23 protein-coding genes are annotated in these 21,394 nt (G+C 38.5%); 5 read left to right on the top strand and 18 right to left on the bottom strand.

Translation table 11 applies throughout. The features are described from left to right. Positions 1 to 93: 93 nt before the first annotated feature. The 9 genes from J7W16_RS01555 to J7W16_RS01595 all read right to left on the bottom strand — a co-directional run bounded on the left by J7W16_RS01555 (position 94) and on the right by J7W16_RS01595 (position 9,270). On the bottom strand, positions 94 to 1,191 hold the full coding sequence (locus J7W16_RS01555; RefSeq protein WP_210595172.1) for a nicotinate phosphoribosyltransferase: 1,098 nt from the start codon (positions 1,189 to 1,191) through the stop codon (positions 94 to 96). A gap of 260 nt (positions 1,192 to 1,451) precedes the next feature. After that, positions 1,452 to 3,881, bottom strand: coding sequence for a DNA translocase FtsK (locus tag J7W16_RS01560; RefSeq protein WP_210595173.1), 2,430 nt, complete (start codon positions 3,879 to 3,881; stop codon positions 1,452 to 1,454). 194 nt (positions 3,882 to 4,075) lie between these two features. Next, positions 4,076 to 4,684, bottom strand: coding sequence for a YtpR family tRNA-binding protein (gene ytpR / locus J7W16_RS01565; protein WP_210595174.1), 609 nt, complete (start codon positions 4,682 to 4,684; stop codon positions 4,076 to 4,078). A gap of 46 nt (positions 4,685 to 4,730) precedes the next feature. Continuing rightward, complete coding sequence (locus J7W16_RS01570; RefSeq protein WP_210595175.1) at positions 4,731 to 5,525, bottom strand: DUF1444 domain-containing protein; 795 nt, start codon at positions 5,523 to 5,525, stop codon at positions 4,731 to 4,733. An 81-nt stretch (positions 5,526 to 5,606) separates the two neighbouring features. Next, positions 5,607 to 5,933 (bottom strand): thioredoxin family protein, encoded by a 327-nt coding sequence (locus J7W16_RS01575; protein ID WP_210595176.1) that lies wholly within the window; start codon positions 5,931 to 5,933, stop codon positions 5,607 to 5,609. Between the two features lie 12 nt (positions 5,934 to 5,945). After that, positions 5,946 to 6,974, bottom strand: a complete 1,029-nt coding sequence (locus J7W16_RS01580) for a PTS sugar transporter subunit IIC (protein ID WP_210595177.1) — start codon at positions 6,972 to 6,974, stop codon at positions 5,946 to 5,948. A 28-nt stretch (positions 6,975 to 7,002) separates the two neighbouring features. After that, the gene (locus J7W16_RS01585) at positions 7,003 to 7,518 is read right to left on the bottom strand and encodes a hypothetical protein (RefSeq protein WP_210595178.1); all 516 of its coding nucleotides are present in this window, start codon (positions 7,516 to 7,518) and stop codon (positions 7,003 to 7,005) included. Positions 7,519 to 7,618: 100 nt separating this feature from the next. Then, positions 7,619 to 8,134: a DUF84 family protein gene (locus J7W16_RS01590; RefSeq protein ID WP_210595179.1), complete on the bottom strand. Its 516-nt coding sequence runs from the start codon at positions 8,132 to 8,134 to the stop codon at positions 7,619 to 7,621. 62 nt (positions 8,135 to 8,196) lie between these two features. Beyond that, positions 8,197 to 9,270, bottom strand: a complete 1,074-nt coding sequence (locus J7W16_RS01595; protein ID WP_283246000.1) for a M42 family metallopeptidase — start codon at positions 9,268 to 9,270, stop codon at positions 8,197 to 8,199. A 136-nt stretch (positions 9,271 to 9,406) separates the two neighbouring features. Between J7W16_RS01595 and J7W16_RS01600 the strand changes: the two genes are divergently transcribed. After that, the gene (locus tag J7W16_RS01600; RefSeq protein ID WP_246879791.1) at positions 9,407 to 9,724 is read left to right on the top strand and encodes a PepSY domain-containing protein; all 318 of its coding nucleotides are present in this window, start codon (positions 9,407 to 9,409) and stop codon (positions 9,722 to 9,724) included. A 48-nt stretch (positions 9,725 to 9,772) separates the two neighbouring features. Here J7W16_RS01600 and trmB read toward each other — a convergent pair whose 3' ends face one another. After that, on the bottom strand, positions 9,773 to 10,414 hold the full coding sequence (gene trmB, locus J7W16_RS01605; RefSeq protein ID WP_210595180.1) for a tRNA (guanosine(46)-N7)-methyltransferase TrmB: 642 nt from the start codon (positions 10,412 to 10,414) through the stop codon (positions 9,773 to 9,775). Between the two features lie 112 nt (positions 10,415 to 10,526). Between trmB and J7W16_RS01610 the strand changes: the two genes are divergently transcribed. Next, on the top strand, positions 10,527 to 10,778 hold the full coding sequence (locus tag J7W16_RS01610) for a YtzH-like family protein (protein ID WP_210595181.1): 252 nt from the start codon (positions 10,527 to 10,529) through the stop codon (positions 10,776 to 10,778). Between the two features lie 138 nt (positions 10,779 to 10,916). Here J7W16_RS01610 and J7W16_RS01615 read toward each other — a convergent pair whose 3' ends face one another. Further along, entirely contained in the window at positions 10,917 to 11,714 is a 798-nt protein-coding gene (locus tag J7W16_RS01615) for a phosphotransferase family protein (RefSeq protein WP_210595898.1), read from the bottom strand. Positions 11,715 to 11,862: 148 nt separating this feature from the next. Beyond that, positions 11,863 to 13,974, bottom strand: coding sequence for a type I pullulanase (gene pulA / locus J7W16_RS01620; RefSeq protein WP_210595182.1), 2,112 nt, complete (start codon positions 13,972 to 13,974; stop codon positions 11,863 to 11,865). Between the two features lie 80 nt (positions 13,975 to 14,054). On the opposite strand from pulA, the gene purU reads away from it, so the two are divergent. After that, a complete protein-coding gene (gene purU / locus J7W16_RS01625) occupies positions 14,055 to 14,924 on the top strand; it encodes a formyltetrahydrofolate deformylase (RefSeq protein ID WP_210595183.1) in 870 nt (289 codons plus the stop codon). Positions 14,925 to 14,964: 40 nt separating this feature from the next. Here purU and J7W16_RS01630 read toward each other — a convergent pair whose 3' ends face one another. The 3 genes from J7W16_RS01630 to thpR form a co-directional block, all read right to left on the bottom strand. Continuing rightward, on the bottom strand, positions 14,965 to 15,255 hold the full coding sequence (locus tag J7W16_RS01630; RefSeq protein ID WP_210595184.1) for a type II toxin-antitoxin system HicB family antitoxin: 291 nt from the start codon (positions 15,253 to 15,255) through the stop codon (positions 14,965 to 14,967). Positions 15,256 to 15,272: 17 nt separating this feature from the next. Then, the gene (locus J7W16_RS01635; protein WP_210595185.1) at positions 15,273 to 16,175 is read right to left on the bottom strand and encodes an NERD domain-containing protein; all 903 of its coding nucleotides are present in this window, start codon (positions 16,173 to 16,175) and stop codon (positions 15,273 to 15,275) included. Between the two features lie 87 nt (positions 16,176 to 16,262). Further along, a complete protein-coding gene (thpR, locus tag J7W16_RS01640) occupies positions 16,263 to 16,814 on the bottom strand; it encodes an RNA 2',3'-cyclic phosphodiesterase (RefSeq protein WP_210595186.1) in 552 nt (183 codons plus the stop codon). A 109-nt stretch (positions 16,815 to 16,923) separates the two neighbouring features. Here thpR and cysK point away from each other — a divergent pair, with 109 nt between their 5' ends. Continuing rightward, positions 16,924 to 17,859 carry a cysteine synthase A gene (gene cysK / locus J7W16_RS01645; protein ID WP_210595187.1) on the top strand — a complete coding sequence of 312 codons (936 nt, stop codon included), beginning with the start codon at positions 16,924 to 16,926 and terminating at the stop codon, positions 17,857 to 17,859. 71 nt (positions 17,860 to 17,930) lie between these two features. Here cysK and pepV read toward each other — a convergent pair whose 3' ends face one another. Then, positions 17,931 to 19,343, bottom strand: coding sequence for a dipeptidase PepV (pepV, locus tag J7W16_RS01650; RefSeq protein WP_210595899.1), 1,413 nt, complete (start codon positions 19,341 to 19,343; stop codon positions 17,931 to 17,933). A gap of 293 nt (positions 19,344 to 19,636) precedes the next feature. Here pepV and J7W16_RS01655 point away from each other — a divergent pair, with 293 nt between their 5' ends. Next, complete coding sequence (locus J7W16_RS01655; protein WP_210595188.1) at positions 19,637 to 19,855, top strand: DeoR family transcriptional regulator; 219 nt, start codon at positions 19,637 to 19,639, stop codon at positions 19,853 to 19,855. 100 nt (positions 19,856 to 19,955) lie between these two features. Here the strand turns inward: J7W16_RS01655 and J7W16_RS01660 are convergent, their stop codons facing one another. Beyond that, the gene (locus J7W16_RS01660) at positions 19,956 to 20,669 is read right to left on the bottom strand and encodes a pseudouridine synthase (protein ID WP_210595189.1); all 714 of its coding nucleotides are present in this window, start codon (positions 20,667 to 20,669) and stop codon (positions 19,956 to 19,958) included. Continuing rightward, complete coding sequence (locus J7W16_RS01665) at positions 20,656 to 21,348, bottom strand: hypothetical protein (RefSeq protein WP_210595190.1); 693 nt, start codon at positions 21,346 to 21,348, stop codon at positions 20,656 to 20,658. The genes J7W16_RS01660 and J7W16_RS01665 overlap by 14 nt, the downstream gene beginning before the upstream one ends. Positions 21,349 to 21,394: the final 46 nt, after the last annotated feature.

Here is a 21,394-nt window from a genome sequence, read left to right on the forward strand (position 1 = left end):
ACGAAACACTTGCCCACCGTTCTCCTCTGTTCACCCAATAGTATATGTAATAACATGAAGAAAAGACCCACTGAAGCCTGCAGGTCTTCCCATCTACTCTACAATGACCAAACGTGGATTGTCACGGAAGCGTCTCCCAGACTTTGCTTCGTGTTCTCCATTTAAAAGAACATTATCGCCTGTAAAGGCAATATTAATCTTTAAGAGACTCCCGCCTACTCCGTAAATATCTACAGGCACACCAGCTTCTTCATATTCACGAATTCGTTGATCCGTAAATCCACCAGTCGCTATTATTTTCACATGATTAAATCCTTCGTTATCCAATGCCTCTCTTAAAGCAAAAAGTAAAGTTGGATTTGCACCACGTGGATCAAATGCTCCCATTACTTCTGGCTTACGACAGAAAAATTGATCAACCATTGTTCCTGACGTATCAACCCGTACTCCTTTTAAGTCCGCACCAAATTCTCTAGCAACTTTTAGAGAATCTGTAATGACATCGTTGTTGTAGTCTACCAATGCCATTAAATCATCTTCTGGAAACGTTTCTTTATAGGCACGAGTCGCTTCCACTACGTCACCTTGGAACAATTGAATCAACGCATGTGGCATTGTCCCCATCCCTTGCTTGCCCCACCACTCATTCATTGCATGAGTCGCTTGAGCCTTAGAACCACCAATAAAGGCAGCATAGCCATCTCCCGACTGTTGAGTGAAGTGGTCATCACGATCTCCCATGAAGATAACTGGCTTTTGCACACCAGACTTACGGGCTGCTTTGACAACATTGTAGACATTTGTGGCTACAGACGTTCTTCTAGCGAAAATCCCATCAATAATTCCTTCTAAAAAGCCAAAATCTTCATAGCGTCCAGTAATTGTAAATACTGTTTCAAATGGTTTTATTTTATCGCCGTCTTCTAACGAACGAAGCTCAAGCTCTTCCGGATTATTTGCAAACGTACGAATGAGTGCAATAACTTCATCTGTTCCGCATAATACTGCGTGTTCCTTTTGAAAGAACTGCATTGTTACTTTTTTATCTGGACGATATTTCTTAATAATTTCTTTTGTTTTCAAAAAGTAGACTGCAGAAAACCAGCCCTCTTTAATACGTTCATCAAACTTAAATGTTTCATTTGTTAATCTCTTTATTTCACCGTTTAGTTTCAGTGTGATTTCTTTCATCGCATCTGAGCTCCTTGTGTTTCCTTCTGTTAAATCAAATGCCAATATCTTATTATCATATAGAACCTTCTCCTCGAAAACAAGAAGAAAGTTATCTACAAGACACTAAATGAGGTTGGATCACGTCTTTTTTTGGTGCCTTTAAACAATGAGTAGAGATCTTCCGATATATTTCACCTTGCCATGAGTAAGGTTCTCATGATTGTGAAAATCCGTTGCTATTTTCACGAATCCGCTAAAATAAACTTTGAATCGTCCACTTAAACTTCGCTCTCATGATAAAGAATCTCTTCCAATTTAATGGAATCAACTAGAATGTGACGTGGTTTGCTTCCCATCGCTTCAGAGACAATTCCGTAATCCTCCATCATATCGATTAACCTTGCAGCACGATTGTAGCCAACTCTGAATTTCCTTTGTAGTAGAGAAGCTGAAGCACCGCCTTGATCAATTACAAAATGACATGCTTCTTCAAACAAGTCATCTTCTTCAACCGTTTCTTGTGATGCTACCTTTACAAGCTGTTCACTTTCAAGTAAATATTGTGGCTCTCTTTGTTTCTTGACATAAGCAACAACTGCATCAATTTCTTCGTCTGATACAAAGGTTCCTTGGACTCTGACTGCTTTGGGTGTACCATTTTCTTGGAAAAGCATATCGCCACGCCCGAGTAGACGCTCGGCACCACCAACATCCAAGATCGTTCTAGAATCCGTTTGGGATGAAACAGAGAATGCAATACGCGTTGGGATATTCGCCTTAATTAAACCAGTAATAACATCAACAGACGGTCGCTGCGTTGCAAGTAGTAAGTGAATTCCACACGCTCTCGCTTTCTGTGCGATTCTACAAATCGAATCCTCAACTTCTTGAGGTGAAACCATCATAAGATCGGCTAATTCATCAATTACAACTAACATATATGGTAAGGCTGGCTTTTCAATAGACTCAGAATACAGATCATTGTACCGTTTTACATCTCTAACACCGTATTGGCTAAACAATTCATATCTTCGTTCCATCTCTTGTACAACCCACTTCAAAGCAGCCGTTGCCTGCTTCGAATCTGTAATCACAGGTGTAATTAAGTGAGGCAATCCATTATAAGGAGCGAGTTCAACCATCTTTGGATCAATAAGCATAATCTTGACCTCATCTGGATTGGCTTTAAACAATAAGCTAATTAGGATGGAATTTATACAAACACTTTTTCCAGAACCTGTTGCACCAGCAACAAGTCCATGTGGCATCTTTTGTAGATCTGTTACAATTGGCTGACCTGAGATATCTAGACCTAAGGCCACAGTTAGAGGTGAGCTTGATCTAACAAATACATCTCTTCGGAGTATTTCACGTAAGAAAACAGGTGCAGAATGACGGTTAGGCACCTCAATCCCAATTGTATTTTTCCCTGGGATAGGAGCCTCAATTCGAATGTCCTTCGCAGATAGGGCGAGTTTAATATCGTCGATTAATCCTGTAATTTTCGTTACTTTTACGCCTCGACCTGGTTGTATTTCTAGTCTTGTTACAGATGGGCCTTTTGTAACATTAACGACTTTTGCTTCAACATGAAAGTTTTGCAGTGTTTCCTCTAGCATCGCCGACTGGCTTTCAAGCCATTCCGTTTCATCATCCTGCTTAACATTCGGATAATGTAGCAGATTAATTGTAGGATAACTATAATCTGACTGCGGGGTAGCAGGACTAGGGTTCTTCTTGCCACGATCTTGAGGCAGCATCATCACATTAAAAGGAATCGGCGATTTTTTGTGTTCTGTTCTAGCAAATTCTTGCTTATTCTCTTGTTCACTAGCAGGCTTCTCATCACTTGATTCTACGACCACTTCTTTGGCAGCCTCTGCGTTCTTTTCAGTCGCTAGACTCTGTTTCGACTCTGTTTCAGGCACTTCAAAAACTGGCTCTATTTCGACCTTAGCTAAAATTTCTTGGTCTTGTTCATTTGGCTTCTCAAGTGGTTGTGATAAATCTCTTTCCCCTACTGAAATCTCTGCCTCTGCTACTTGGTCTGGTTTTATTTCTTGATCTAGTTCTTGTTCTTGATCTAGTTCTTGTTCTTGATCTAGTTCTTGTTCTTGCTTTAGTTCTTGCTCATACCGATGATCTGGAATATTCCTAATATTAGTATCAACCGATTCCTCGTTCATATCCTTTGCTTTAGAAGAAACCTCCATTGGAAACTCTTCTTTAATATAAATAGATTCTGACTCTTGTTCTGGTTGATTCGGCATGTTTTCCTCATATATAGTCATATGCGTATTGTGCTTCTCTTCATCTTTAGAATGCTTCAAAGGCGGTGAAACACTTGGTTTTTTTTGTTGACCAAACCCATAGATAGGTGAAGGGGTTGTAGACCATTTATAATGTTGATTACTGAATGGCTCTTGTTTCACCTTTTTCTCAATTGTTTTTTTAGGCTGAGATTCTGGCTTTGTTGTAGGTTTATCTAAATGAACATTCCTCTTATCACTAGGACGATCCACATCGACAGGAAAGCGAAACTTACCTTCCTTAGGATAATGGTATATCATTTTCGAATTTTCTTCGCTATGATCTGACTGGTGGATGCGATAGGATTTTCTCAACTCCTGCTCCGGTTGTTCATTCTCGATGTCGTTTTCAGAAAAATATTGTTGCAGTTGTTTAAACCAATTGTGCAACATCCCCATATGGTTCACTCACTTTCTAATGGACTCTCATGAAAAAGAAACTGGGACAAAAATAGGTTTTACCTAAATGAGTAAACGATTAATCAAAGGTGTAGAAACACACAGCTCTGAAATATAATCCATTACCTTATTGATTGGTTCGGCATCTCAGTTATAAACTTTAGTTATGTCCCAGCCTCTTTACAATAATTCGACTATTTAAGCTCAAATGGTGCCCCAATTTCATAAGAGTTATCAAGAACTAGAATTCCTTTTTCTTGTGGTGCATCAGGTAAAGCTAACTCTTTTGCGGAGCAAATCATGCCAGAAGAAGGAACACCACGGAGATTTGCATCTTTAATAATTAAACCACTTGGCATCACCGCACCAACTAAAGCGACAACTACCTTTTGATTTGCTTCTACATTAGGGGCACCACAGACAATTTGCAGTTCTTCTTGTCCAACATTTACTTTGCAAATATTTAATTTATCTGCATTCGGATGCTTTTCCATTGTCTCTACATAACCAACAACAAAATGATTCTGCTTTTGTAGGTCAACATCATCATTGACTCCATTTTTTGCAAAAGCTGTTTTGATTAGCTCCTTCATTTCATCTGATAGCTCAACTGCTCCATGGTCCTTTATTTCACCATAACTCGATGCTTTAAATATATTATAGCCGATCACTTCATTCGTATCTGAGTTGTAGATTTTCACAACATCTCCAAATGTACTAAATTGACGTTGCTTTAGTTCAACATCCTTAATTTTCAATATTAACACGTCACCAATACCTTTTTGATTATAAAATACGTTCATTTTTTATTGCTCCTTTTATCGTAATCTCTTTATTTTAACATAACACTTATTTCGGTCTACGCTGTGCTAAGATAAATGTCGGTTCAAGCTCTCCATCCTCGTATAAAAATGGGAGTGCAGTAACAGGTACACGTCCTTCTCCAAAAAACTGTAGAGCAATTTGTGCGAGAACGTCATAACCCCTTTCATTAACAAGATCTGCAAAAATCAAAACATCCTGATGTGGAACCGCAACAGCTAATTGACCTGCCGCTTGATCACTCATCTTCTCAAGCAGTGATTGATCTAGAATACGACTCGCATCATAACCATCTTTTGCACGTAAAAAGTAAAACTTATTCCCTGCCACAATGTCTTCTTTTAATGGCTGTGGGAGTGACCTAACGTTAAACATAGCCATTTCGCGGATTTTTTCTTTTGTTAACGAAGTTCCCTCTAGTAGGTCATTGTAAATAAGAGTATATGATTCCCCTAAATCAATCACATAATATACTCTTGTTTCTGCAGTATGCTCATCAAATAATAAAGCCTGTCCTTCCTTTGTTTCTTCAGGAAACGATGTCGAACGAATGACAGGGAAAATATTTTTTTCATTTCCACTAAGCACTGGCTTTGTTCGCATTGCCACTAGACCAACCTCAACATAGCGAATCACCTCATCAATCGAAGTGAATTCATTTCTTTCCCACTTTGCAAGTAATGGTTTTAGGGCAACAGTCACCCCTTTTTTTATTTCTTTATCTTCAATTCGTAATGTTGATTCATTATGATCATAGTAAATAGACCAACCATCCCGTTCAATACGCTCCTCTATTTCTTTGCGAAAACTTCTCATATCCATACTATTTTCTCTCCTTTACATACTTCATTATTAGATAAAAATGAAGGTCACTCTTATAATTTCACGAGTGACCCCCATAACTCAACTAATATGTGCTTCGGCTTTTGTCAAGAAATCTTCAATTTCATCTTGAGATTTACGATCTTTACTTACAAAACGCTCAACTTCTTTTCCATCTACATAAGCCAGAAAACTAGGAATGCCGAAAATATCCAACTCTGAACATAAATCAATAAATTGATCACGATCGACGTAATAAAAAGAGAAACTTGGAAAATCAGCTTCAATTCTTGGTAAAACAGGTTCAATTACTTTACAATCCGGACACCAATCGGCTGAAAACATAAAAATTGCCGCTTCCTTTGATGCAACCGTTCTAAACTCTTCAATGTTCTTTATATGCTCCATTATTCATACTCCTTATTGATCAATTTTCATATCGCCTAACCGAATATACCCAAGCTTTCTCATCAATTCCGATACAGCCAAACTAATTAAGGCAGGGCCGATAAAATGTAAAAAAGCGATAACTAGAATTAAATTCCATGAAAAGCCCATATCTGTAATCGTAATAATTGGACCGACTAAACCACTTGTTCCCATACCTGCTCCAGCAGGCAGATTTGTCATTTGAAATCCAACTGTTGCGATAGGAGCGAGAATGATGCCTGCCACTACTGGCGGAATTAATATCAGCGGGTTTTTTATAATATTAGGCACTTGTAGCATCGACGTACCAAGTCCTTGGGAGATCAGACCAGACCAGCCATTTTCACGATAGCTGCTAACCGCAAAGCCAATCATTTGAGCAGCACAACCTACTGTTGCAGCACCCGCTGCTACTCCGTCTAGCTCAAGCATGATCGCAATCGCTGCACTAGAGATTGGTGCCGTTAACGCAAGACCCATTAATGTTGCAACAATAATACCAAGTAAAATCGGCTGTTGTTCTGTTCCCCATTTTATCCATTCACCGAAAAAGACCATTCCTGATTGTATCCAAGGACCGATGAAGTAAGCAGTGAAAAAACCTGAGACAATTGTAACAAATGGGGTCACAATAATATCAATCTTTGTCTCCTGTGAGATAAGCTTCCCCACCTCAACTGAGATGACGGCAGCTACAAAGCTCCCAGCTGGACCACCAAGCTGTGCACCCGCTGCACCCGATATAACAGCTGCAAACAAGACTAATCTTGGTGCTTTTAATCCATAAGCAACAGCGACACCGATAGCCGGACCCATTAAACCAATAGCTAACGTCCCCATCTCAATAAAAATCTCACTTAAAAATGGGAGACGATCTCTAAAGGCATGTTCTCCAAGAGTTCTAATAATTAAACCAATGATTAAAGATGCAAAAAGGCCTAGGGCCATATGACTTAGCCCTGTAATAATATAGGTTCTCCAAGAAAGATCAATACCTTTTTTCTGGATGAATTCTTTCACACATTTTCCTCCCCAAAAGAAAGATCAACTATTTTGTTTCATATGATTGCACAATTTCGGTCATTGCTTCAATATCATCAATAAGCGTTTCATATGTAGAAAGTGTAGATACCTTTGCTCCACCAAGAGCTACAGCAACAAGTAGTCGATCTTCTTCCTCTTCTTGTATCATCAGAAAAGAAACATACTCATCGGTCGTAACTTCTTCGAACAAAAGAAATTCTTGTTCTTCTAGCTTATCTCTCTCTAAGAGGACAGTACTTGTTTGTGGCTCATTCGGTTCATGAAAGAAGACATAGAGCTGCTCTTCATGTTCGAGAACGATATTATACTCATCAATTGTTTCACTTACTTCAAACTGAGGAGGGAGATAAAATGTTGCTTGACCTTCCTCTGTATTCGTTTCGTTTTCTTGTTGTGATAGCTCTGATTCATATGTTTCTAGCCCTTTATCAATCGTTTCCTCTTCTGTTATTGTACATCCGACTAACATTACCATACAACATACTATACTAATTCGTATTGGCCAATGGTTTAAGATCAAAATAAGGACACTCCTTTAAGCTTATCTTGGACATCTCTCCTTAATCATAACCCTAAGCTAGAAAACTGACAAGAAAACATTAATATGGACAAAACTCTACCTAATTCGTTAACGATTCTCCTTTGTATTGTCCGTACAAAAGTTTGACAATATGTGAGAACATTTCCTTTCGACTAACCATTCCCCCGGTAAAAACACCAATAGCTCCTTGATTCTTGCGGATATCTTTCTTACCAGTGTACTCAGCCATCAATGGACCCAGTTCTTCTCCTTTTAGCAAACGCACTCTTATTTCCTCAGGTAAAGGAATTCTCGCACCGCCTGCAATCCATTTTCTACCATCACTATGAACTAAGACGCCCCAACTGCAAAGAATCATGCCACCAGATGTTTCGACAACCCCTCCCTCAAGACCGAACGCAAGCAATGAACCTGTTTCTTGAAGTGCTGCAAGTGCTCTATTTGTTGCTCCTAGAATCGTCTCTTCATCCGTAAATGGTTGGTCAGACACTTTGGAATCGACATCAATACTGACAAAATGAAATCCCTCTCTAATAAGAGTATCTTGAACAGCATGAATCTTCGCCGGATTTTTTGAACCAATAGCAATTTTCATTTTACCCTCCTAACCCAAAAATGGGTGTCTCAAGTAGATTTATGCCGAGACACCCATTTTGCTTATACTTGTTCTGTTATACTCTTAACCGTACTTGCATCAGTTGTCTTCACTAATTTTACTAATAATTCCTTAGCGGCCGCATAATCATCAATGTGAATAATCGAAGCAGCTGTATGGATATACCTTGAGCAAATACCGACTACTGCAGAAGGAACACCGTTACCAGATGTATGGACTCGACCAGCATCTGTTCCACCTTGAGAAATAAAATATTGATACGGGATATTGTTCGTCTCTGCGGTATCTAAAATAAATTCCCTCATGCCTCGATGAGTTACCATTGATCGGTCTAAGATGCGAAGTAATGCTCCCTTGCCTAGTTGTCCAAACGCATCCTTTCCACCGGTCGCGTCATTTGCCGGGCTTGCATCTAATGCATAGAAAATATCTGGCTTGATCATATTTGCGGCAGTTGCCGCTCCTCTTAAGCCTACTTCTTCTTGAACAGTAGCACCTGAAAAAAGGACGTTTGGCAACTTCTCGCCCTGCAGTTCCTTTAATAATTCAATTGACAATCCCACTCCGTAGCGATTATCCCATGCCTTAGCAAGAATTTTTTTTGAATTAGCCATAGGAGTAAATGGACATATCGGAACAATTTGTTGCCCCGGCTTAATACCAATTTCAAGTGCATCCTGCTTATCATCTGCACCGATATCAATATACATGTTTTTAATCTCCATTGGCTTAGCTCGCTGTGATTCTTCTAATAGATGAGGTGGGATCGAACCAATCACCCCAATAACTGGACCTTTGTTCGTCATAACCTGCACTCTTTGTGCAAGTAGAACTTGACTCCACCATCCACCTAATGTTTGAAAACGGATAAGCCCTTTGTCATCAACAGATGTGACCATAAAGCCAACCTCATCCATATGCCCTGCAACCATAACGGTAGGTCCTGTTTCATCACCACGCTTCACACCGAAAATACTACCTAAACGATCTTGAACAATCTCGTCCGTGTATTTTTCCAATTCTGAACGCACAAATTTCCTTACATCATGTTCAAAACCAGGCGCACCTTGTAACTCCGTTAATGTTTCAAATAATGCTAATGTACTGGAATTCATATAAACTCCTTTCGGCAACCGTAATAGTATGTACTTCTTCATTTTAGCTGAACTCTTCTTATATTGCCACAAAGACAGTGAATGTTTGGAAAAAACATTAGAGTTGGGTATACTATTTTTTAGAGGATATGAAAGGATGATGAAGGTGAATGCGAAACGTTTATTAATTGGAATTGGAATTGGTGTTTCAATTGGACTTCTTCTTAGACCTTCAATTGAGCAAAAGAAGCTTACACCTGAAAAGGCGCTTAAGCTGGTTAAAAAAACTGTATCTCAAACCCATACAATTACCGGTTCATGGATCCATATGATTCCTGAACAGGTAACTCGACAAAACACTACATATGAAGTGTACCGTGGTGGTATCTCGACAAAGGAAGCCAATGACACGAAGCAATATGAATTTCTCGTAGACCGCACTACAGGGACTTTGTTAGACCTAATTGCCTCATAACAAAAAAGAGTTAACGCAAAAAAAGCACCAGCGTTAACTCCTTTGTTATCACAAGGTAAACCTTGCCTCACATCTATAGATCCTCATGCCTTTATTAGAAAACCTCTCTTCATATTCAGTCATGATGTTTCCTTCAATTTCGCTCTTGTGTAAATCAAGACTAACTTCGTGCAAAGACAAGCCATTTTGTGAAAAGCTCTCCAATGAATATTCAAACAATCCTTGATTGTCTGTCTTCAAATGAATATCTCCATCTGGTTTTAGAACTTGTTGATATAGACTCAGGAAATTCTTATACGTTAATCTTCGCTTTTCATGTCTACTCTTCGGCCAAGGATCAGTGAAGTTAATGTACACACGATCAATTTCTCCCTCTGCAAAAAAATCAGTTAATTCGATAACATCTTGATTTAGAAGTCGAACGTTCGATCGATCACTTTCTTTTAATCGTTCAAGAGCCGTTAAAATCACTGAATCATATTTTTCAATTCCAATAAAATTAATATTCGGATGTAATTCAGACATCCCTGTTAAAAATTGTCCTTTTCCTGTTCCAACCTCAACATGGATAGGATGATTATTATTAAATAACTCAGCCCATTTCCCTTTTTGAGATGCCGGATCTGAAATAACAAACATAGGATTTTTGTCCAGCTCTTCTTTTGCCCACGGTTTATTGCGTAAACGCAACTGACTCACTCCTTTTATCATGCATATCAATATTTCCAACGTAAGAATAGTGTGTTACAAGCATGGGTATTCTACAACTAAGGTTTAAACCCTAGCAAAGGAGAACACAAATATGCCGATTACTACTGAGGATAAACTACATTTGCTTGCAGACCTACTTCGAAATCAAGCTTCAGAGCAGTATATGACAACAGATGAAGCTGAGCAGATACAGCGGCTCATATCAACTCTTTCAACAGAACCAAATTTGCAGCCTATATTAAAGGAAACGCTATCTGCAATTGAAGAAAAACACCAATTAAATCATCAGCCATTTGCTGAAAATGATGTCGTTCAATGGATTAATGTCCTTAATGTCGAATAATTCGACGGTATTTGAGCAAATTTCCCAGGAAATCCTGTAACGAGTTGATATTACTTTACAAATTTTGATTATAACATACAAGTCAATAAAAAAAGGATGTTTTTCATAAGGGTTACCTTTGAAGAACATCCTTTTTAGTTATTTAGTTAACAGCTTGTGTAAATCATCTGTTAATTGTTCAACTTGCTCTACTTGCCGTCTTTCGTAATGCCATAGAAGAACAGAAATAGATTGAGATACTACATACCAATGCATCCTTTGCCGCAATGAATCATCCAATTCAATTCCGTATTGCTGTAGCCACTTTCCCCATTCAGCCTCTGGAATATAAGAGTAAAGGAGTAACCCAAGATCAAGTGCTGGATCAGCCACATTGGCCCCGTCCCAATCAATTAAGTACAAATGCTCATCTTCATCATCTAACATCCAATTATTATGATTTATATCACAATGACAGACAACAAATTGCTGATATCGGACATTTTCTAATCGTTCATGTAAGTAGGTCATACCCTGTTCAATTGTTTCATCTAAAAGATGATACGTCTGAAGTTGAAGTCGAAGGTTCTCAACAATAATATAAGGAGTTAAAGGCTCATTTCCAATTCGTTTAAACATATCTAAAAGCTCACTAGAATTATGGATTTTTGCTAGTAATGCAGCAACTCGATTTCCTTTCATTTCGTTCGCCTTCAACTCACGTCCTTTTAACCAACGCTGTGCTGTAACAACATCCCCATTTTCTAGCCTTCTAGTCCAAAGTAACTTAGGTACAATTCCTTCGGCCGAAAGAACAGCTAAAAACGGAGAAGAGTTCCGCTTCAAGAAAACCGTCTGATCACCTTGATGAGCGATATATGCTTCTCCAGTTGCCCCTCCAGCTGGTAATACCCTCCAGCCATCACCTAATAGTTGTTCCACCCGATTCACCCTCAATTTCATCAACTGTCATCTTAACTTTCCCAATTTATAAGAAAAAAGCGGCTTTGCCGCCTTTCCTAGAGTCAAATAGTTCTACTCTCTTGGATAGCATACGATTTATTTTTGTAAAAAGCTAAGCAGAATTGCATTCATTATGCACTGCTCACTGTTCATTTACACATACGAATGTTGAGATAGGATCTACTAAAACATAGTCTATGCCCAATCTATATAATGGTATCAGAGAAGCATGTGTACCGTCAACGACAACTTGCCAATTACCTTTGAATGGAAGAGCAATTTTCTGCTCTTTATTCGTTGCATTAAAAATAACCAATAAAATTTGATCTTTGTCCTTTAAAGTAAAAGAGAAACAACCCTGTATACTTTCATGGATTGAAAATGCTTCTTCTACCTCTTTAAATGTCTCTAAATGAAAAACGGGATAATCATCCCTAAATAAGATCAAGTCCCTTATATATGTGACATACTTATCATTTTTCACTCGTTCATCCCAATTTAAAGCATTAATCCAGTCTGGAGAATTATAGCTATTTTCAACTCCATATTTCGTTCTAAACCATTCTTGTCCCGCTTGTAAAAAAGGAGTTCCTTGTGACAGCAGTACAATCGTTGTTGCTAAACGATGCCGTTTTTCTAATATTAGCCTAGACTCATTCGGATGTAGAAGTTTTAACTTATCCCAAAGAGTATGATTATCATGGGATTCAACATAATTAATTGCTTGGCTCGGATATTTAACTAAAGAAGGACTTCCTTTCAAGCCATTGATGAAAGCTTCACTAGCTACTATACTTCCGCTAATGAAACCAGCATTTGATTCTTCAAAGGTATCTCCTTTTATTGAATCACGAAACTGATCTTGAAAAAAAGAAATGTCCGGGAGCAAATGAGCTTGCTCAATAGACGCCAAACCAGTAGGCTCATGTGCTGTCGGGAGTACCCAACCTTCTCCGAGAATAAGGACATCCGGCTGAATGGAAGTTGCTAGTTGTTTTATTTCATGCATTGTATCAACATCCAAAATGCCCATTAGATCAAAACGGAAACCATCCACGCTAAAGACTTTTAGCCAATGTTCAACGGCATCAACAATTAATTTTCTAGCCATTTTACGTTCTGAAGCATAATCATTTCCTACCCCAGTGCCGTCACTTACATCGCCATTACTTTCATAACGAAAATAATAACCAGGAACAAGCTTCTCGAGTGCCGATTCCTCGCGAATGTATAAATGATTGAATACAACATCAACTATCACTTTTAGCTGATTTGAATGAAAAGTCTGGATCAATTTTTTTAATTCATTTACACGAGTAAATGGTTCATAAGGATCTGTTGAATAGCTACCTTCGACTGCAAAAAAATGAGTTGTATCATATCCCCAATTATAAGTTGCACGCCAATCGCTCTCATCAACACTTCCATAATCCTGGACTGGTAACAGTTCAACATGTGTAACCCCTAAATGTTTAATATAATCTAATCCTGTTTCAAAATGTTGAATCGTTCTAGTCTTTTCTTCGGCTAATCCAATATATTTCCCCTTTTCTTTCGTTCCACTATTGGGGCCAATTGTAAAATCTCTAATATGTAATTCATAGATGATTGGCGGTTTCTTATCGAAAATGGAAACACCATCAACATCTTGTTCCTCTATTATGTCTAGATAAGCCCGTTCGCCATTGATTGAAAGCATCTTGGCATATGGGTCAACAGCTAGATTCCATGAGTGATTGACTTCTACATTGTATAAATAAAAGCCCCCAAGTCTGTTTTGATCCAAGGATGCTTTCCAAATTCCATTCTCTGTACGGCTACATGAAAATCTCTCAAATCGATCAGTATGCCAATTATCATATAATAAAATCTCTACATTTGTTGCTGTGGGTGCCCACACTTGTAACATCAGCTTGTCTTCGAATCTACTTAATCCAAGATCTGTACCATTATAAAAAAACTGATTGTCAAACTCGATTGTTCGAACAACATCTGTAATCATCAAGGGGATCTTTTGTTGCCCACATCCAACGTAGCATTGTTCACCAAATGGAAAGAGGAATGGAAAAGATAATTCGAGCATATTAGAATCTCTCTTCTCGATGTTCAATGGGTATGTCATTGAACCAACAAATAAGGTCCATCCTTGTTCCTTCCCAACCGTCCCTTGAAAGAACAAATGGATCTGATTTATCTTCACTAGTTCAGCCTTTGTCATTATCCAATTGACAAATGCCTCTTGTTTTTGCTTCAATGAACAAAACCCCCTTTTTAATCTCTACTACTAAAACGTATGATACGTCGATATCATGCATGATAACTCGGAGGAATTAAATGTCAGATTACAAACAAACGAACGAAGTACGACTACTTATCTCTTGTCTTGATAAGCCAGGGATTGTCTCCTCGGTTTCAACCTTTCTGTTAGAACATCAAGCCAATATTATTCAATCAGACCAATACACAACCGACCCTTCAGGTGGGATGTTTTTTATGAGAATTGAATTTGATCTATATGGCCAGGACCAGACATTTGAACAGGTTCGCGGGGCATTTGAGGAAATTGCTCAAACCTTTGAAATGGATTGGAGAATGGAGCTCGCCTCTAGGCAAAAAAAAATGGCAATCTTTGTTTCGAAAGAGGATCACTGTTTACTTGAGTTATTATGGAAATGGCGAGCAGCTGAATTACAGGTTGATATCCCATTAGTCATTAGTAATCACGAAGATTTACGTAGTGAAGTCGAGGGTTACGGTATTCCCTTTTATCATATTCCTGTTACCAAGGCGACAAAGGCAGCAGCTGAACAGCAAGCAATTGATCTCATTAAGAAACATCAAATTGACTTCATCGTCCTTGCACGTTACATGCAAATTCTCTCTCCTACTTTCGTACAAGCATTTCCGAAGCAGATTATTAATATCCACCACTCATTTTTACCAGCATTTATTGGAGCCAATCCATATGCTAAGGCTTTTGAACGAGGTGTCAAATTAATTGGAGCAACAGCCCATTATGTAACAGATGACCTTGACGAAGGACCAATCATCGAACAAGATGTTCTACGTGTGAATCATAGATACACGACTGAACAATTAAGAGTCGCTGGAAGACAGGTAGAAAGAATTGCACTGTCTCGTGCGGTATCTTGGCATAATAATGATCAAATTATTGTCCATGGCAACAAAACAGTTGTCTTCTAAAAAAAGTTCGAGGGTACTGAACAAATTCAGTGCCCTCGCTTCAATTTAACTTCTCCAATTCTTGATTTATATAATGGAACTCATTTAATGTCATCTCTTGCTCAAGAAAAATAAGCTGTGCTCCCTCTCTAGGCTCCGGAAGCTGTTGTTCCCCGTATTTCCTTAGCCAATAGTGTAAGGCCAATGGTAGGCTTTCCCGAGCCTCTTTGAATGTATCTCCATATGAAACACAACCGTCAAGATCAATAAGTTCAATCATTAATTCCATTTGACCATTCCATTTGTAAACTTTACGTACAATCCAATGAAAATCACTAGCTGTATAAAACACATCTTTCCCCTTTCAATCTATTGATTATCTCTTTCTTCTTCTTCTTTTTCTTCTGGCACTTCAGGTTTAGTACTATTTAGTAAGAGTAATGCACTTATTCGCATTTGCTGACTTTTAATTGGTGAAGGATTTTTCTTTAATGCCTCAAGCCACTCTGCAAATTTTCTACGATCAATAAATTCAGCCTTAACCCCTTGCATTTTATTGTCAATTATACTTTCACGGTTTAAGACAACCTGTCTTACAGGAAAGGATAATTCGGCTGTATCAAGTAATGTCTTAATCACACCAGTCATCCGTGTTAATGATAGGAGTGGACTTATTCTTCTTTTTCTTGATTCATTTATATATTCTGTCCAAAATTTACCTGACCCAGCTTCAAATACACTGTGCTCCTGTCCTTCTAATATTGATATACAGATAATTTCGGTTGGACCTACTAAAAGAATTTCAAGATCGATCGGAGCCTTTTTCAAATAAAACACAGGCTTGTACATCAAAAAATAATTATCAGGTATGGTTTGTGCAAAAAAACGGAGCCACTTATCATCAACATAAGTAGCATCATCACTCGCATTTTCAAATGAGGAAGAGCTAGCCCATTTGATTTGCATTTTAAATAAATCATCCATATATTTATCTTTAAGCTGATCAAGAGTGATGTTGAGCACCTTCGAATCATCAATCTTTTGATGGTGCGACCAGCTCTTAAATCGCTTTAATGCTAGTTTGATTAGATCTTTCTTTGGAGCAACTTCATTTATCTCGTCTTCGTCCAAACGAGCATATTCAGATTGCTCCCACTCCGATTTCAAATAGAACCATCTTTCTTTTTTCATCCTTGTGTACTGACTAGGATATCGATGAAGATCTAACTGGTAACGAGAATTATAATCTTCAAGTTTGATTAAGTGAGCCACGCTCGTACCTCCAGCCTTTATGTGTGTTGTCATTAGTATAATAGATGAATAAGAACTGGGGCAATGCTTGAAACAATAATGCAGATTTTATTTGAGCTCAAACGTTTCAACCCGGTGGTATTTTGGCTCATTTGTTAAAACACTCTTGTACAGCACAATTTCATTAACGACCCACTTTGAGCTGATATCAGAGCATAGCTCCTCCAACTGGAAGCGATCAGCTCCGGTCCATTGTCTAGCTAATGTAATATGTGGTGAGAAAGCTTTCCGATCTAGTTGAAACCCAACGGATTGACATAATTGGTATAATTGTTCCCTATACCGATATAAAATCGGTTGTTCCTGCACCCCTAACCAGAAAATTCTCGGCTTATTTTCTTGACCGAATAAACCAAACTCAGAAAGTGCTAGAGAGAAAGGGATCCAGCTTCGTATTAATTCTTTTCCTTGTTTTATAATCGTTTCTAGCTGTTCCTTTGAACAGGCACCTAAAAAAGCAAGCGTGATGTGATAGTCCTCTTGATGCACCCAGCGTTTAAAGGATAAAGTTTCCCGTTGCTGGTCCTTCATCAGATGCTCTTTGATTTCTTGCTTCAAGATCTCTGGTAATGGTACGGCGATAAAATAATGTGATTGCATTCTTGGTCTGCCTCCTTGCGCTATTATTCTATGCTTGCCCACTTTCCAGAAAGTTAGAACAGCTATGATAAACTAAATAAAAAGTTCCAAATAAAAAGGAAGTGTCATAATGAAAGTTGTAAATAATATCTCAGACCTCATTGGTCAAACTCCCCTTTTAAAATTAAATCGGATCAGTGACCCAACCGGAGCAGCAGTCTATCTAAAAATGGAAATGATGAATCCAAGTGGAAGTGTAAAGGATCGGGCTGCATTTCAAATGATTGTCCAAGCTGAAAATGATGGTCTGCTATCACCTGGGGCGACAATCATTGAACCAACCAGCGGCAATACAGGAATCGGAATTGCCATGAACGCTGCTGCTCGGGGATACAAATCAATCTTAGTCATGCCTGATACGATGTCAAAAGAGAGAATCAATCTCCTCAAGGCATACGGAGCTAAGGTTGTGTTGACAAAAGGAGATCTAAAAATGCCTGGAGCAATTGAAAAAGCACATGAGCTAGCTCGGACGATCCCTAATAGCTATATACCAATGCAATTTGAAAACCCTGCAAATCCAAATGCACATCGATACACAACAGCCTATGAAATTGAACAAGCCCTTAACTCTATTAGTAAATCTCTTTCAGCTTTTGTAGCAGCCTCAGGAACAGGGGGAACCATCACCGGTACAGGTGAAGAATTGATAAAGAGATATCCAGAAGCATCAATCCATGTCGTCGAACCAGCAGGCTCTCCCGTTCTGTCTGGCGGAAAGCCCGGACCACATAAATTAGTTGGAACAAGTCCTGGTTTCATTCCACCTATTTTAAATACAAATGTTTATAATATGATTCATAAGGTAGAAGATGATGACGCCTATAAGACTACGCTTCGGTTGGCACGTGAGGAAGGAATACTAGTTGGTCCTTCTTCCGGAGCAGCTTGTTTCACTGCCTTAGAAGTCGCTAAGAATCTGAACCCAGATGAAGTTGTCATTGCCATTGCTTGTGATACTGGTGAAAGGTATTTATCAACAGACCTATTTGATTCAGAAAAATAAGCCAAAACGAACGATTAGGATGCCTCTCGAGGGTCACTTATCCTCTTTGAGACACCCTAATCGAATATCTGTTATTTTACTAGTTCATAAATTGCCTCTGCATAAATCGCTGTCATTTTTAACAGATCATCAACCTCGATATATTCATCCTTTTGATGTGCAACATCTTTACGACCAGGGAACATTGGACCAAAGGCTACCCCTGTCTTTAATGAACGTGCATAGGTGCCGCCTCCAATTGCCAGCAGGTCTGCAGCATTCCCTGTTTGACGTTCATAGACTGCCTGAAGTGTTTGAATTAGTGGATGATCCTGTTCTACATAATTTGGACCCATATGATCAACTACCTCAAGCGTTGCACCTAACGTTTCTGCTAATTCATTTAGCTTCGTTAAACAGGTCTCTCCTTTTGCAGTGACAGGATAGCGAATATTAATCCCAATTTGAGCTTGACCATTTGACTGACAAGTAAGAAGACCAGGATTTAGCGTCAGGGGACCTGAAACCTCGTCATTCAAGTCTAACTGAATTGTTTTACCATGATAGTCTTGTTTTAATGACTTAACGAACTCCAAATAAGACTGAATGTTTTCCGCTAGCTCCACATTAGTGACGAGAAATGATGCTAATTCAACTCCTGCATTTAAACCATTCTCAGGTGTTGATCCATGTGCGGCTTCTCCAATATATCTGAGTATTAAAATGTCATCTTCAAAACGTGCTTCACCATTGTGATTTTCCTGCATCAGATGCCTACGAAATTCTTCTTCGATTTGATCTAAATGTGGTCGTTCTCCCTTTAATGTTACCTTCGCATCATCAGGTACCATATTAAATCGTTCGCCTGAATGAAAATTTACTATTTCAATGAGGCTTTCCTTTTGAGGATGACCATTCCATGAAAGAGTAACATCCATAATCCCCTTTTCAGCATGAATTATAGGAAAGTCAGCATCAGGCGCAAAGCCAAATGTCGGCATTTCTTCATGCTTAAAATAATGTTCAACACATCTCCAATGACTTTCCTCATCGGTTCCTATAATCATTTGGACTCTTCTTGTTGTTGGTAAACCAAGCTCTTTTAACAAGACAATTGCAAAAAGCGCAGCCATTGTCGGACCTTTATTATCAATAGCACCGCGTGCAAAAATTTTCCCCTCCCTTAGATCAGCAGAGAAAGGAGGAGTCGTCCAGCCATCCCCTGTTGGAACGACATCGATATGACAGAGAACTCCTAAACTTTCTTCCCCAGTACCGTATTCAATTCTTCCAGCGTATCCGTCAACATTCTTTATATGTAATTGATAATCTTTACCTTTATTTAACAAATGAGTCAAAGCGTGATCTATGCCTTTACCAAAAGGAGCTTTCTCACTTATAGTTGTTTCATCTAAAACACTGTTTATCCTTAGGAATTCCTGTGTTTCACTAATAATTTTCTCTTTTCTTTTTTCCACTTCTGATTGCCAATTAATCATTATAATTTATTCACACCCTTCATTTTTTCACGCACAACCCATTCACTGACTTTGCTTAATTAATCAGATTATTGTAGAATACATAAATAAGAGGTATTTACCATCATGAAGAATACAAAAAGTTCCTTTTAAAGATACCTTTCTTAGTAGAATAATGCAAACAATCGTATCCTTTTGTTCTTTTGTTCTTTAGGTCTTCAACTAAAATACCGCACCCGTAATGACATGCATGAATAAGCTATTCATTACATAGACTCTACTTAAGTACAAAGTCATGATTATGAAGAAGGAGTGGTTTTTTGAAAACTTCAACTGATCGTATGCTGACACGTATTAAGTCAATCTACCTTTATATTAAACAAAGGGGGTCCGTCACAACGAATGAACTAGTTGAAGAATTCGGAATTACTCAACGGACCATCCAACGAGATTTGAATGTGCTTGAGTACAATAAACTCGTTGAAAGTCCAAGCCGCGGAAAATGGACAACAACACAAAAGAAAATCCGAGTATCATAACCAATAAGCAACCCAGAGGTCCCTTTCCTCTGGGTTGCTTATTGGTATTGGCAGAGGAGTCTCCCTCTGCTTGTATCTTATTATTGATAAAATTGATCGGCTATCTTTCTAAAAAAAGCAGATCCCATTCTTCCTTTTTCAATTCACGATATGTACCTGATTCTAAATTAGGATCGAGAGCCAAATCAGCAATTTTTATTCGCTTTAAGTATGTAACCTTCTTTCCAACTGCTTCAAACATTCTTTTGACCTGATGAAATTTTCCTTCTGTAATGGTTAGTTCTATTTCCGATTGAACTCCTTTTTCAAGGATCACCAAATCAGCCGGTTTTGTGACGTACCCATCATCTAACGTGACTCCTTCTCGGAACAACTGTATATCTGTTTCGGTTACTTCCCCTCGTATTGAAGCACGGTATGTCTTAGTAACATGCTTTTTAGGAGACATAAGCGAATGAGAGAACTGACCATCGTTCGTTAATAATAATAGACCCTCTGTATCCTTATCCAGCCGTCCGACAGGAAATGGTTCAAATAAGGCATCCTCATGAAGTAGCAAATCAATAACCGTTTCATGCTCAGCATCTTCTGTTGCTGAGATTACCCCTTTTGGTTTATTCATTAGCAAATAAATATAACGTTTATACTTTACCACTTCCCCGAAAACAGTGACAATATCTTGCTCTGGGTCAACATGGTGCTTCCCTTCTTTTACTGGTTGACCATTTACATGGACCCCTCCTGATTTCATCACTTTTTTTACTTCTTTTCGAGTACCATAACCCATATTCGACAGCAATTTATCCATTCTCATTCTGAGGTGTTCCACCCTTTCCTTCAAGATCTTCAGCAATTTTTTTTGCGAAATGTCCAAGATCGTTCTCTACATACCCACGTATCACACCAGACACGGTTTGTTTTATCATTTGATCTACTAAAGAAGCTGAGAGGTTGTTCATTTCCAGTTCCTTTTTTAGTTCGATAATCATCCGAACAGCAGCCTTTGTGGCCATTGAGTTCGCACGAAGAACATCAGCTTCAGAACCTACCGTTATTTTAACAGCTGGAAACCATGTCCGAATCTGGTCAATCTCATCTTTAAAGCCTTGTTCTACTACAAACAATGCATCTTGGTCGCGCTTTGCTTGAAGAGCATGGCCTGCTAACTTCAATGGAACGACCTTTTTTCCGTGACTATATGTGATCACGTCTTCCTTGCTTAATGCTGTAGCCATATGATAAATAGTTACACCTTTTTTTAGCAAGGGACCAACTTCTTCAAAAAAAGAAGAGTAACCTTCTGCAGGCAAACAAAGAAAAAGTTGGTCAGCATTTGCTAGATTCTCTTTTGTCGATACTTTTAATGATGGACGAAACTCAATAAGAGCATCCACAGTTTTACGATTTCTTCCATATATAAAGAACGATTCCTTTGAATTTACCATTGTCACTAGCAATGAAGCAAGTCTACCAGAACCAACGATCACTTTCATATATGCCTCTCCCTTCGTTTCAGAAAAATATATTTATAAAAATCCA

Origin of the sequence: Halalkalibacter suaedae, from assembly GCF_017939705.1 — a bacterium.
Classification (GTDB): domain Bacteria; phylum Bacillota; class Bacilli; order Bacillales; family Bacillaceae_D; genus Halalkalibacter; species Halalkalibacter suaedae.